11 protein-coding genes are annotated in these 12,972 nt (G+C 64.8%); 7 read left to right on the top strand and 4 right to left on the bottom strand.

Annotated elements, in window-relative coordinates; genetic code table 11:
• Nucleotides 1–9 precede the first annotated feature (9 nt).
• Genes PSUB009319_RS05955 through PSUB009319_RS05930 form a run of 6 tightly spaced genes read left to right on the top strand, consistent with a single transcriptional unit; the run spans nucleotide 10 to nucleotide 6,810 of the window.
• Nucleotides 10–2,637, top strand: a complete 2,628-nt coding sequence (locus PSUB009319_RS05955) for a NosR/NirI family protein (protein ID WP_124381317.1) — start codon at nucleotides 10–12, stop codon at nucleotides 2,635–2,637.
• Nucleotides 2,634–3,911, top strand: coding sequence for a nitrous oxide reductase family maturation protein NosD (locus PSUB009319_RS05950; protein ID WP_124381316.1), 1,278 nt, complete (start codon nucleotides 2,634–2,636; stop codon nucleotides 3,909–3,911). Before PSUB009319_RS05955 ends, PSUB009319_RS05950 begins: the two co-directional genes overlap by 4 nt.
• On the top strand, nucleotides 3,895–4,851 hold the full coding sequence (locus tag PSUB009319_RS05945; protein WP_124381315.1) for an ABC transporter ATP-binding protein: 957 nt from the start codon (nucleotides 3,895–3,897) through the stop codon (nucleotides 4,849–4,851). The genes PSUB009319_RS05950 and PSUB009319_RS05945 overlap by 17 nt, the downstream gene beginning before the upstream one ends.
• On the top strand, nucleotides 4,848–5,669 hold the full coding sequence (locus PSUB009319_RS05940; RefSeq protein ID WP_124381314.1) for an ABC transporter permease: 822 nt from the start codon (nucleotides 4,848–4,850) through the stop codon (nucleotides 5,667–5,669). The genes PSUB009319_RS05945 and PSUB009319_RS05940 overlap by 4 nt, the downstream gene beginning before the upstream one ends.
• The gene (locus tag PSUB009319_RS05935) at nucleotides 5,666–6,196 is read left to right on the top strand and encodes a nitrous oxide reductase accessory protein NosL (protein WP_124381313.1); all 531 of its coding nucleotides are present in this window, start codon (nucleotides 5,666–5,668) and stop codon (nucleotides 6,194–6,196) included. The genes PSUB009319_RS05940 and PSUB009319_RS05935 overlap by 4 nt, the downstream gene beginning before the upstream one ends.
• 2 nt (nucleotides 6,197–6,198) lie before the next feature.
• Nucleotides 6,199–6,810, top strand: coding sequence for a nitrous oxide reductase accessory protein NosL (locus tag PSUB009319_RS05930; RefSeq protein ID WP_374704182.1), 612 nt, complete (start codon nucleotides 6,199–6,201; stop codon nucleotides 6,808–6,810).
• A gap of 224 nt (nucleotides 6,811–7,034) precedes the next feature.
• Here the strand turns inward: PSUB009319_RS05930 and PSUB009319_RS05925 are convergent, their stop codons facing one another.
• The 4 genes from PSUB009319_RS05925 to PSUB009319_RS05910 all read right to left on the bottom strand — a co-directional run bounded on the left by PSUB009319_RS05925 (nucleotide 7,035) and on the right by PSUB009319_RS05910 (nucleotide 11,117).
• Nucleotides 7,035–8,165 (bottom strand): porin, encoded by a 1,131-nt coding sequence (locus tag PSUB009319_RS05925; protein ID WP_124381312.1) that lies wholly within the window; start codon nucleotides 8,163–8,165, stop codon nucleotides 7,035–7,037.
• Nucleotides 8,166–8,426: 261 nt separating this feature from the next.
• Complete coding sequence (locus PSUB009319_RS05920; RefSeq protein WP_124381391.1) at nucleotides 8,427–9,356, bottom strand: MBL fold metallo-hydrolase; 930 nt, start codon at nucleotides 9,354–9,356, stop codon at nucleotides 8,427–8,429.
• A gap of 40 nt (nucleotides 9,357–9,396) precedes the next feature.
• Nucleotides 9,397–10,344: a quinoprotein relay system zinc metallohydrolase 1 gene (locus PSUB009319_RS05915; protein ID WP_124381311.1), complete on the bottom strand. Its 948-nt coding sequence runs from the start codon at nucleotides 10,342–10,344 to the stop codon at nucleotides 9,397–9,399.
• On the bottom strand, nucleotides 10,341–11,117 hold the full coding sequence (locus PSUB009319_RS05910; protein WP_124381310.1) for a quinoprotein dehydrogenase-associated SoxYZ-like carrier: 777 nt from the start codon (nucleotides 11,115–11,117) through the stop codon (nucleotides 10,341–10,343). The genes PSUB009319_RS05915 and PSUB009319_RS05910 overlap by 4 nt, the downstream gene beginning before the upstream one ends.
• Nucleotides 11,118–11,402: 285 nt before the next feature.
• Here PSUB009319_RS05910 and PSUB009319_RS05905 point away from each other — a divergent pair, with 285 nt between their 5' ends.
• A complete protein-coding gene (locus PSUB009319_RS05905) occupies nucleotides 11,403–12,923 on the top strand; it encodes an aldehyde dehydrogenase family protein (protein WP_124381309.1) in 1,521 nt (506 codons plus the stop codon).
• Nucleotides 12,924–12,972 lie beyond the last annotated feature (49 nt).

The raw sequence follows: 12,972 nt of genomic DNA, 5'->3' as shown, positions 1-12,972 counted from the left end.
AACCCCAAGATGCCATCCAGAAAACAAGGGCTCGCGGCGTGGGTGGCCGCGTTCCTTCTGCTGCTGTTGATGGGCGTGCAACCGGCGCTGGCCGGCCGCGGCGCCTATGAGGCCGAGTTGCCGGCCAACCTGGCTGAGGCCAAAGACCTGTGCGCGCTGGTGCCGTGTACCGAGGTGTTTCCCGGTGCGGCGCGCTTTTCTGAACGCAAGGGGCAACCGCCCTATGTGGAGGCGTACGGCCCGGAGCAGGGTGGCAAGGCGCCGCTGCTGGGCTACGTGATGCTCTCCACCGATATCACCGATATTCCGGCCTATTCCGGCAAGCCCGTGGTGACGCTGATCGGCATGGACCGGCAGGGCCACTACGTCGGCATCAAGGTGCTCAAGCATTCCGAGCCGATCCTGCTGCTCGGCATTCCGGAATCCGCACTGCTGAACTTCAACAAGCAGTACATCGGCAAATCGGTCAAAGACAAGATCGAGGTGGGACAGTCGCGTCCGGATGAGGGCGTGCTTGGTGTCGATGCTATCTCCGGCGCCACCGTTACCGTAATCGCCCAGAACCAGGTGCTGGCCACCGCCACGTCTGCCGTGGCGCGTCAGGTCGGCATTCTGGAGGCGACGCGGCGTGAGCCCGCACGTTATGTGCAGACGGGGCAGCGCGCCAGCTGGGCCGATCTCGTCAAGCAGGGCAGCGTGCAGCGTTTGCTGATCCGGCCCGAGCAGCTCGGCCTGGAGCGCGCGGCGGAACCCTTCATCGAACTGTGGTTTGGCGACCTGAACCATCCGGACGTGGGCGCAAGCCTGCTGGGCCAATCCGGCTGGAACGATCTGCAGGCGCAGCTCAAGCCGGGCGAACACGCGATCTTCGTGATCCGCACGGCGGGCGCGGCGTCGTTCAAGGGCTCGGGCTTTGTGCGCGGCGGCATTTACGACCGCGTGCAGGTCAAGCAGGGCGCGGACTCCTTTACCTTCCGCGATTCGGATTACCTGAACCTCTATGGGCTGGCTGCCACAGGTGCGCCGTCCTATACCGAATCTGCCGTCTTCGTCGTGCGCTCGCCGGCGTTCTCGGCGGCATATCCGTGGAAGCTGTCGTTCATGGGCAACCGTGTCGACCGCGCAACCGGCACGCGCAGTTTCGTGACGTTCGATGCGCCGTACTGGATGCCCGAAGCGCTGCTGCAGGGCGGGCACCCGCGCATCGACGAGCCGGAAGCGCCGTGGCGCCGGGTCTGGCGCACGCGCGCGCCGCAGATTGCGCTGTTCATTGCGCTGCTGGTGGCTGTGGGCGTGGTGTATGCATTGCGTGAACGCCTGACGCGCCGCGCGACCCACAAGAACAAGTGGCCGGTCAACGCGTTCAAGTACAGCGCGTGGGCGTTGAGCATCGGGTTTGTCGGCTTCGGGGCGATGGCGCAGCCGTCGATCACGCAGGTGCTGACGTGGTTCCACTCGCTGCTGTTCCAGTGGACGTGGTCGCTGTTCCTGACCGACCCGTTCATCTTCTGCTTCTGGATCTTCATCATCCTGACGGTGTTCCTCTTTGGGCGCGGGCTGTTCTGCGGTTGGCTGTGCCCGTTCGGTTCACTGTCGGAAGCGATCTACAAGATTGGCGGGCGCCTCGGCTTCAAGCGCTGGCAGCGCCAGTTGCCGCGCAACTGGCACAACCGGCTGAAGTGGCTGAAGTACGCCATCTTCTTCGGCCTGCTGACGGTGTCGGTGTTCTCGATGGGGTTGGCGGAGAAGCTGGCCGAGGTGGAGCCGTTCAAGACCACGTTCCTGGTCGGCATCCACAACCGGGCGTGGCCGTATGGGCTGTTCGTCTGCACGTTGCTGGGGGTGTCGCTGTTTGTCGAGCGGCCGTACTGCAAGTACATCTGCCCGCTGGGTGCCGCGCTTGCCATGCCGAGCACGTTCCGCTGGTTCGGGCTGCGCCGCAAGCAGGACTGCAACAGTTGCAAGGCCTGTGCCGTGGGTTGCGGCGCGCAGGCGATCGATGCCGATGGCCGCATCGACCACCGGGAGTGTCTGCACTGCCTTGACTGCATGGTGCTGTACACCGACGTCAAGGGTTGCCCGCCGTTGGCCAAGGAGCGCAAGCGCCGCGAGCGCGATGGCCTGGAAATGACGCCCATCGGCAAGGATGGTTACTTCATTCCCATCCACGCGGCGCCACCGGTGCCCATGCCGGCGCGCGTGGCACAGGGGCCGGACCCACGCATGCCGACCGACCGGGTGTTCTTGCCCAGACAGGTGCAAGAGCGCGATCTGCGCTGGTTCATGCTGGAGCTGCGCGACCACCTTTGGCCCTGGAGCCGCAAAGGCTGGGCTTCGGCGCGTGCCTTGCAGATCGCGGGCTTCTCGGTGGCGCTTGCAGCCAGCGTAGCCTGGGTGTTGGCGGCGATGGGCCAGCTCTCGTCCGGCGCCATCATTGCGTGGTGGTTCGGCTGGAGCGTTTATGAAGTGCTGATTCGCCTGGCGGGCCGCCGCTACGTCAAGGACGGCCCGTGGTGGCAGGCCAAGTACCGGCGGGCCACCGTCATGGATATGCTCAGCTACGTCGGCTTCAAGAACCTGCTGATCGGGGCCGCGCTGTTTCTGGCGCTCAAGGCGATGGGGTGGCTGCAGGTATGAGGTGGTTGCCGATGCTGCCCTTTCTGGCGCTGGCCGGATGGCTGACTGCCGCGCCGGCCGCCACGGTGCGCGTGGGCGCGGGCCAGCCGCTGCAGGCGGCCATCAATGCCGCGCATCCTGGCGATGTGCTGGAGATCGAGCGGGCAACGTACAACGGCAACTTCGTCATCAACAAGGCGCTGACGCTGCGTGGGCTGAACCGCCCGACGCTCAGCGGCGGCCAGCGCGGCGACACCCTGCGCGTGAGCGCACCGGACGTGGTGCTCGACGGGCTGATCGTGCGTGATTCCGGTGACAACCTGAAAGACCAGAACGCCGGCATCAACATCCTGCCGGGCGCGCACCGGGCCGTGGTGCGCCATTGCGATCTGACCTACAACCTGTTTGGCCTGTGGATCGAGAAGGCCAACGATGTGCGGGTGGAAGACAACACCATTACCGGCAAACGCGACTACAACTCCGCGCAGCGCGGCAACGGCGTGGAGCTGTACAACACGCAGGGCGCCCGCATCATCGGCAACAACATCAGCTTCGTGCGCGATGCGCTGTACGTGGATGTGTCGCACCACGCCATCTTCCGGGGCAACCGGCTGCACAACAGCCGGTATGGCACGCACTACATGAACTCCTACTACAACCTGTGGGAGAGCAACGACAGCTACAACAACCGCGGTGGCCTCGCACTCATGGAAGTGCGCGATCAGGTCGTGCGCAACAACCGCACCTGGGGCAATGCCGATCACGGCATCATGCTGCGCACCCTCCAGGACTCGCGGGTGGAGAACAACGTGGTGGCTGAGAACGATCGCGGTTTCTTTATCTACGACGTTGAATACACGCAACTGCGCGGCAACCTGGTGATCGACAACCAGGTGGGCGTGCACCTTTCAGCCGGGTCCACGCGCAACGTCGTGCAAGGCAACGACTTTATCGGCAACCGCGAGCAGGTGCGCTACGTCGGTGCGCGCGATGAGGGCTGGGGCGGCCGCTCTGCCGCAGAACGCACGCAGGGCAACTTCTGGAGCAACTACCTGGGCTGGGACCGCGATGGCGATGGCATTGGGGACTTGCCGTACGAAGCCAACACGATGGTGGACCGGCTGATCTGGCGCCACCCCGGTGTGCAACTGCTGCTGGCCAGCCCCGCAGTGCAGGTGCTGCGGTTTGTGAGCCGCCAGTTCCCCATTCTGCGCGTGCCCAGCGTCGTTGACGCCTACCCGCGCATGCAGCCCGTCAACACGCACTGGAGCACGTGGCGTGACAAGCAACCCTGAAAACAACGCCGCCATCGTGCTGCGCGGCGTCAGCAAACATTACGGCGCGGTTCGCGCGGTCGACAACGTCGACCTGCAGATTGGCCACGGCGAGCTGTTCGGCCTGATTGGCCACAACGGCGCCGGCAAAAGCACGCTCTTCAAGATGATGCTGGGGCTGATTCCGATGAGCGCGGGCGAGATCCACGTGGCTGGTGCTTCGCTGCGCACGGCTGCGTTTCGTGATGCGCGCCGTCATATCGGCTATCTGCCAGAGAACCTCGCCCTGTACGACAACCTGAGCGGCCTGGAAACGCTGCGATTCTTCGCACGGTTGAAGGGCGCATCAACGGGCAACTGCACAGACGACTGCCAGGCGCTGCTCGCGCGTGTGGGCTTGCAGGGCGCGGGCGCCAAGCCGGTGCGCGCCTATTCCAAGGGCATGCGGCAGCGGCTCGGTTTTGCGCAGACCTTGCTGGGCGCACCGCGTGTGCTGTTTCTTGATGAGCCCACCAATGGGCTGGACCCGGCGGCCATCCATGATTTTTACGTCGTGCTGCAACACCTGCGCGAACAAGGCGTCACGGTTCTGATCACGTCCCACATCCTGGCCGAACTGCAGCAGCGCGTTGACCGGCTCGCGATCATGGCGGACGGCCGCATCGTCGGGCTGGGCAGCGTGGCCAGTCTGCGCGAGCAGGCAAACCTGCCGGTCACGCTGGTGTTGCGTGTCGAAGCGGGTTCGCGCCCGGTGTTCTGGCAGCAATTGGCGTCGTTGCGCGTGCAGGGCGTTGAGATTGAAGACGGCCCCGCCGAGCACGATCTCGTACTCCGATGCAGGCATGCCGCCAAGATGCCTGTGCTGGCGACGCTGCAGTCGCTGGGCGGGCGGATGCTGGATTTGCAGATTCATGAGGCCACGCTGGAAGACTTGTTCTTCGGCCTGAAGGAGGCCGCATGAGTTTTGAGATCAGACAGGTCGGCATCGTCGCGGCCAAGGAATTGCGCGAGCGCATCCGCAACCGGTGGGTGCTGACCGTGGCAGCCGTGTTTGCGGTGTTCTCGCTGGTGATCTGCTATTTCGGCGGGGCGGAGCAGGGCGCGCTGGGCCCGCGCTCCATCGAGTTCGTCATCACCAGCCTGGTCAGCCTGGTCATCTATCTCATTCCGCTGATCGCGTTGCTGCTGGGCTTTGATGCCATCGTTGGCGAACGTGAGCGCGGCACGCTCGATCTGCTGCTGGCGCTGCCGATCACGCGGCTGGAGTTGCTGCTTGGCAAGTTTGCCGGGCTGGCCGTGGCGCTTACGCTGTCCACGCTGACGGGCTTTGCAACGATGGTTGCGTTGCTCTGGCGGCAGTTCGGCTGGGCGGGGCTGGTGCAGTCGGTTGGCTTTGTGCTCAGCGCGATCCTGCTGGGGCTGGTGTTTCTCAGCCTGGCGCTGTGCGTGTCGGTGCTCAGCCGCGAGCGCACACGCGCATCGGGCTCGGCCATCGCGCTGTGGTTTGGCTTTGTGCTGGTGTTCGATCTGGTGCTGCTTGGCGTACTGGTGGCCAGCGGTGGCGCGTTCGGTGGTCGTCTGCTGGCCTATCTGCTGCTGCTCAACCCGACCGATATCTTTCGCATCCTCAACGTGTTTTCGCTAGACCAGTTGCGCGGCTTTCAAGGTCTGGTCAGCATCGTGCCGCCGGCCCTGGGCAACCCCTGGGCGATGGGCGGGGCCATGCTGGCCTGGATTACCGCGCCGCTGGCACTGGCTGCCTGGAGATTCCGCCCATGAACGCTGATCGCCGCCGCTTGCTGCTGGCCGCCCTTGCAGGGTGCGCCGGTACGATGGCCCTGGTTGCATGCAGCAACCCGGACACCGCCGTGCTCACCCCCGCTGAGATCGACACGGCCACCACCTGCGATCTGGATGGCATGCTGCTGTCTGACTACCCCGGCCCCAAGGCGCAGCTCTACTACCAGGGCGATACGCGCCCGCATTGGTGCTGCGATACGGTGGAGATGTTCAACACACTGCTCAAGCCCGAACAGGCCAGACCGATTCGCGCGGCGTTCGTGCAAGACATGGCCAGGGCCGATTGGGAGCAGCCGCGCGGCCACTGGTTTGATGCGCGAACGGGCTGGTACGTGCTGGGCAGCAAGCGTCATGGCTCGATGGGCCCGACGCTCGCCAGCTTCCAGCAGGAGCCGGATGCGCGCGTGTTCATGACCCGCTATGGCGGCAAGATGCTGCGCTATGCCGAGGTGACGCCCGAGATGGTCGACCTCAGCGGCGGCGCCATGCATGACGGGCGGATGTAGCCATGCCGGCGCGCCGCCTGTGGTTGCTCGCCATGGTTGTGCCGGTGCTGCTCTGGTGGGGCGGCAGCCAGGCCACCCGCCACGCCGCGCGCAACAATGAGCCCGAGTTGCCCAATGACATCTGCTTTGTTGCCACGGCCACGCCTTACGATCCGCAGTCCGGCATCGCGCCGGAGGCACCCCGTGCCATTCCGCCCCGCGCGCGATGCCCAGTGTGCGGGGCACTGCCATCACGTGCGCCGGATTGGGCCGCGCAACTGATCTTTGCCAACGGCGATGCGTACTTCTTCGATTCGCCGCTGAGCCTCTTTGTCTACCTGCACAACTTGCCGCGCTATGCGCCTGGGCGGCATGCGGGCGATATTGTCGCCACCTATGTGCGCAACACCGGTGATGGCCGCTGGCTGGCGGCACAGCAGGCTGTATATGTGCGCGGGTCGTCAGTGCCCGGCCCGATGCGGCGCGGCAATCTTCCGGCGTTTCCGGACGGCGCTGGCGCGCAGCATTTCATCGCGCGCCATGGCGGAACGGTCGTGCGGCCGGCCGAGATCACGGCGCAACTGCTGCAAACGCTGGAACCGGGCCGCGCGCATGCGGCGGCCGATCACTCCTGAGCACTGGCGCAAGGGGTGCGTTTGCGTTGTTGTGTTGCTTGGCGGCTTTGCCATGGATCGCTGCCTGCGTGGCGAGTGGCAGTCGAACACCCGAACCTCACCGTGATCTACCCGGTTGAGTTTGTCTGGCGCACTTTGTGTCAGCGTTGCATGAGGGCTTGGCCCCGCAATAGTGATGCACAAAACCCCTTGGTGTCGGCCAAGGGGTTTTGTTCGGGCATGGCTCAGAACGAATGCTTCAACCCTACACCGGCCAGCACCGTCTTCGCGCCCGGCGCCGTACCGCCGGCAACGATGGAGGTCTTCAGACCTTCCAGCGGATCAGCCGTACCAACCGCGCCCGCATTCACGTACACAAGCTGCGCATACAGCGTGGTGCGCTTGGAGAACGCGTAGTCGTTGCTCAGCACGATCGATTTGGTGGAGCTGTCGTGTGCGCTGCTTTCATACTTGCTGTAGTAGCCGGCCAGCGTGGCCGTATTGGCGGGGCTCCACTTGTAGTCGAGCCCGGCGCCGATCGATTTGACCTCCGATACGCGTTGGCCCGTCGGCGCGTTGTTGGTAACGCCGATGTAGTTCACCTTGCCCGTGAAGGCGCCGAATGGCACCGCCACACCTGCGCTCCACAAGCGGCTGAGGGTCTCGCCGGTGCCGCTGTCCGCCGTTGATTGATAGCCGAGGCCGACGACCACGGGGCCCGTGTATGTGGCACCCAGAGAGAGTTCGTTACCGCGCTTGAAGCTGCCCGCCGTCTCTCCAAATGAATACGCGACGCCCAACCACACGGGGCCGAAGTTGTTGGCGTACTGCAGCGCGTTGCCCACGAACACGCCCACGTCGTTGCCAGGGTTGGTGCCGGCGCCCAGCGCGTTGCCCGGCGCAGGGAGCTGGTTGTAGGCCCAACCGTACAGGTTCGAGAACTGCTCCTTGAAGCCGCGCGCTTCCGTGCCGATCGTGCCGATCAGCGCCGCGCTGTACTGGCGGCCCAGCGTGATGGCGCCCCAGTTGCCACTGAGGCCAACATTCGCCTGCCGGCGGAACAGCTCCGAGCTGAAGCCGGGGCCGGTGGTGAGCGTTCCGGTGTCGCTGCTGAAGTGTCCCTCGAGGTTGAAGTTCGCCTTCAGGCCGTTGCCCAGGTCTTCCACGCCCTTGAAGCCCCAGATGCTGGGGCTGATGCCGCCCGAGTGCATCTCGGTAATGCTGCCGCCTGCTGCGCTCCGGTTCTGATACTGCAGCCCGGCATCGACAGTGCCGTAGATCGTGACGGACGATTGCGCGATGGCGCCACTTGCGGCGCAACCGAGGGTGACTGCAAAGGCTGCGAGGGCGCAGGGTCGAAGGCGTTGGTTCTGCATGTTGTCTCCGTATTGTCTTTGTGTGATGCGTCCCGTGGATTCGGCTCGGACGCATTTGAGGTTGGCGCCGGATGCGGGGGTGCACTCAACGCCGGGCGGGACTTTGCAATATGCGTACCACGGCGTTCACGTTGTATTGCACGGAGTTGCAGCCCGTTGATTAACGTTTGCGGACACCAGCGCCTGCGCGGGCGATGTGGCGTGGCGGGACAATCGATGCAACACATGTGCGCCGCCTGTTCAGCAATGGAGCAGCGGCGATCAGGTGGCGGGCGCGCTTTGCATCCAGCGATCTTCCAGCTCGCGCCATGCGCGCCCGACGTTCAGCGCATGGCGAGGGTGGAAGTTGCGCCAGTCGCCATAGGCGTCGCCCGGCACATAGTCGAGCGCGCGGGCGGCGTCGCCACCCGACGCAATGGCATGCGTGATCGTGCTGTCGAGCATGTCGAGATAGGACAGCGTGGGGCGCAGCATTTGCGCCGGAGTGCCGATGGCCGTGCCGACCACGATGTTGGCGGGCAATTGCGCAAGCGTATGCAGCGCTTGCCGCCATCCAGCCAGTGAGCCGTCTTGCAGGTCTGGAACGCGCTGCCGATATGCCAGCCCGCCCACGCACAGCACACGCCGCTGCGGGGCGTACAGCACCGTGTCCGACGCGCTGTGTGCCGCCGTGCAAATGTTGACCTGCCACGCGGTCTTGCCCGTGTGCAGCCAATCGCCGTCGCGCAATGCGGGCTCGGGATACACGATTGGCGTCTCGTGCATGACGCGCTCACCGAGCATGGCGGTCAGCCGGGCCAGACAGATTTCGCAACGCTTGCGCATCAGGTCGGCAGTGGCGGCTGACGCCAGGAAGGCCGGACGCGGCTGCAGTTGTGCGAACGCCGCATTGGCCAGCACATGCTCGGGATGTGCGTGTGTGTTGACCACCCAGCGGATAGGCTCGGCGGTGATGTGGCGGATGGTCGTGATCAGGCGGTTGCCCCATCGCGCATGCGGCCCGGGGTCGACCACCAGAACGCCATTGCCCGTGACATGCACCAGCGTCGGCACGACTTCTCCTGCGTTGGCGCGTGAGGCTTCGGCATTGGCAGCGCGTGCGGCGTACAGGCCGTCCTGCAGGCGCAACAGCGTGACGCGCGCGGGTGCCGCAGACACCGTCAGAGCCGGGTTGATCAGGGTTGCGAGCATCATGCGCATCCAGCGGCGCCGGGCAGGGTCTGGCGCCATGTCAGGGCGCCAGCGCGGCGGTCTCGTAGCCAGGATAGAAGCGGGTCACGTTGCGCACGTACTCTGCGGGCATGCCGCCCCACTGTGCATATGGCGCGTCGACCGGCATCGCGATCACCTCGGCGAGGTCGCGTCCTTCCCCTGCCGCGCGGCGCAGGCGTGCATCGAGCCACAACAAGTACTGGCGTGTCTGCGCGATGGCATCGGCCTTGCCGAGCGCGGGGCCGTGGCTGGGGATCAGCAACCGTGCGCCACTGTCGGCCACGATCTTCTGAAGCTGATCGAGACTGAGCAGCCAATGCGCAATATTGGCGTGCGGCGTGGTGGGAATCCGGTCCCGAAAGGCGATGCCGCCCGCGAAGACCACACCGCTGGTCCGGTCCACCAGCACGAGGTCGTCGTCTGTATGCCCTTCGAGCCGGATGAGGTCGATGTGATGGCGCCCCATGGTGCGAGCGCCCGGCGTCAACGGTTGGCTGGGTGGCGTCGATACCGTGTTCTGCATCCAGGCGCCGCAGATACGGTAGAGATTGTCGGCATAGGCGGTGCCCTCGCGTTGCGCACCGGCGATGGTGCCCGGCAGCGCTTGTGCCCCGACATCGGCATAAGCCTGGTTGCCAAAGAAATAGTCGGGGTGCAGGTTGAGGTTGAACACCCAGCGCACGGGTGCAGGCGTGACCTTGCGAATGGCCTGGCGCTGCTGCTCGCCGTACAGTGCCGACGGCCCGGTGTTGATCACGAGCACACCGTCGCCGGTGTCAATAAAGCCGGTGTTGATGATGTTGCAGCCGTTGCGCGAGGAGAAATCTGCGTTGTCGCCTTCCAGCACCCAGACGTCGGGCGCAACGGCGCGCGGCACGAGATGGTAGTCGGCGCCTTGCGCATGTGCGTTGGCCATCAGCGCCGCCAGACACGTCAGGATGCCCAACTGTCGATTCAGCCAGCTCATCGTGTCACCTGTGCGCGGATGCGGTTGCCGTTGTTGTCGACGCCGGCCACGCTGATGCCGCGTTCGACGGGGCCATCCAGGTCGAACGAGAAGATCGGGTTCTCGGCCACCGGCTCATACAGCGCCAGTCTGAGCATGGGCTGCCGCCGGGCATCGAGCAGGTTGATCTGCTCGATATGGAAGGACGGAATGCCTGCCACCAGGCCGGTGTCCATCGGGTGCATCACGCGCAGGCGGATACGGCTGCCCGCGCCATTGAAGCCGGGGAACACGCGTGACTCGACCTGGTTCAGCGTGGTGCTCCACGTGGCGTTCTTGCGGGTGTCGCCCGGCAGCGTGCAACCGCCGCCGGTGGCATCCACCATGAACGTGCCGACATGCCAGATGCCGTCCTGCGTGCGCGCTGCCACGCGCACCGCAGACGCCTCCTGCAGCTTGAAGCGAAACGACAGCGCGGGCCGCATGCGTATCGGCTCGAACTCCAGCACCTTGCGGATGGGGTTGCGATCCACCACGACGATGATGCGCTCGACCGTGCCGATGGCTGAAGCGTCAAACGCAATCGGCACCTGCATCGGGTCTTCCGCAAACGCTGGGCCGGTGATCCTGATGCGGTTGTCGAACATGGTTTGTGCCGCGCCAAAGACTTCCTGATGAATCGTCGGCCAGAGCGGCGAGTGCGCAGGGTCGATGTTGGTATCAGCGCGGGCTGGCCAGGACAGGCACGCAACGGCCAGCGCGGCAGTGGCGGCATGGAGTGGGGCCATTCTCATCGTGTGCCTTGAGGGGTCGGATAAAAGGCCGGCGTTGCGAAAGTCATGCCATGCGCGCTGTGTGGTTGTGTGCGCGCGCATCGGGCGTTCAGGCAATGGGGCGTTGAGCTTTGCAACACCCGTTGTTCCATTCTGGAGCAGTCTCGCAAGCCGATTGGGGTGAACAGCCGATTCCCAGGGGTTGCAGCATCCGCCGCAGGGCATGGCCCGGGTTTTGCAGATGACGAGCAGACACAGCGCAGACCACAACGCTGAGGTCATCACTCAAACATCAGGAGACAACCCATGCGTTACGCTCACCCCGGCACACCCGGCGCCATCGTTTCGTTCAAATCGCGCTACGGCAACTTTATCGGCGGCGAATTCGTATCGCCGGTCAAGGGCCAGTACTTCACCAACACCACGCCGGTGACGGGCGAGGTGATTGGCGAATTCCCGCGCTCGACCGCTGAAGATATCGACCGCGCGCTCGACGCCGCGCACGCTGCCGCGGACGCCTGGGGCCGCACCTCGGTGCAGGACCGCTCGCTGATCCTGCTGAAGATTGCCGACCGCATCGAGCAAAACCTTGAACTGCTGGCCGTGACCGAAACGTGGGACAACGGCAAGCCCGTGCGTGAAACGCTGAACGCCGACATTCCGCTGGCCGTGGACCACTTCCGCTACTTCGCCGGCTGCATCCGCGCGCAAGAAGGCTCGGCGGCGGAGATCAACGAGCACACCGTGGCGTATCACATCCACGAGCCGCTGGGCGTGGTCGGCCAGATCATTCCGTGGAACTTCCCGCTGCTGATGGCCGCATGGAAGCTGGCGCCTGCGCTGGCCGCCGGCAACTGCGTCGTGCTCAAGCCGGCCGAGCAAACGCCGCTGGGTATCTGCGTGCTGATGGAACTGATTGGCGACCTGCTGCCGGCAGGTGTGCTCAACGTGGTGCACGGCTACGGCAAGGAAGCCGGCGAGGCGCTGGCCACCAGCAAGCGCATCGCCAAGATCGCGTTCACGGGGTCGACCCCAGTGGGCTCGCACATCATGAAGTGCGCGGCCGAGAACATCATCCCGTCGACGGTGGAGCTGGGTGGGAAATCGCCCAACATCTACTTTGAAGACATCATGCAGGCCGAGCCGAGCTTCATCGAAAAGGCTGCCGAAGGTCTGGTGCTGGGCTTCTTCAACCAGGGTGAGGTGTGTACCTGCCCGTCGCGCGCGCTGGTGCAGGAATCGATCTACAGCCGCTTCATGGATGCGGTGATGACCAAGGTGGCCGCCATCAAGCGCGGTGATCCGCTGGACACCGACACGATGGTCGGCGCACAGGCCTCGGAGCAGCAGTTCTACAAGATCCGCAGCTATCTGGAGATCGCGCAGGAAGAAGGCGCCGAATGCCTGGTCGGCGGCGATGTGGAGGTCCTGCCCGGCAATCTGTCAAAGGGCTACTACATCAAGCCGACGCTGCTCAAGGGCGACAACAGCATGCGTGTGTTCCAGGAAGAGATCTTCGGCCCGGTGATTGCCGTGACGACCTTCAAGGACGAAGCGCAGGCTCTGCAGATTGCCAACGACACCGACTTCGGCCTGGGCGCTGGCCTGTGGACGCGCGACATCAACCGCGCGTACCGCGTGGGCCGCGCCATCAAGGCCGGGCGTGTGTGGACGAACTGCTATCACCTGTATCCGGCGCATGCGGCCTTCGGTGGCTACAAGAAGTCGGGCGTGGGCCGTGAGACCCACAAGATGATGCTCGACCACTACCAGCAGACCAAGAACCTGCTGGTGAGCTACGACACCAAGCCGCTGGGTTTCTTCTGATGCTGATGCTGATGGTGTAGGGCAAGGCAGCACGGCGGGCACACGGCGA

Origin of the sequence: Ralstonia sp. SET104 (assembly GCF_003851545.1) — a bacterium.
Lineage (GTDB): Bacteria > Pseudomonadota > Gammaproteobacteria > Burkholderiales > Burkholderiaceae > Ralstonia.
This window is presented reverse-complemented; position numbering and strand designations above follow the sequence as displayed.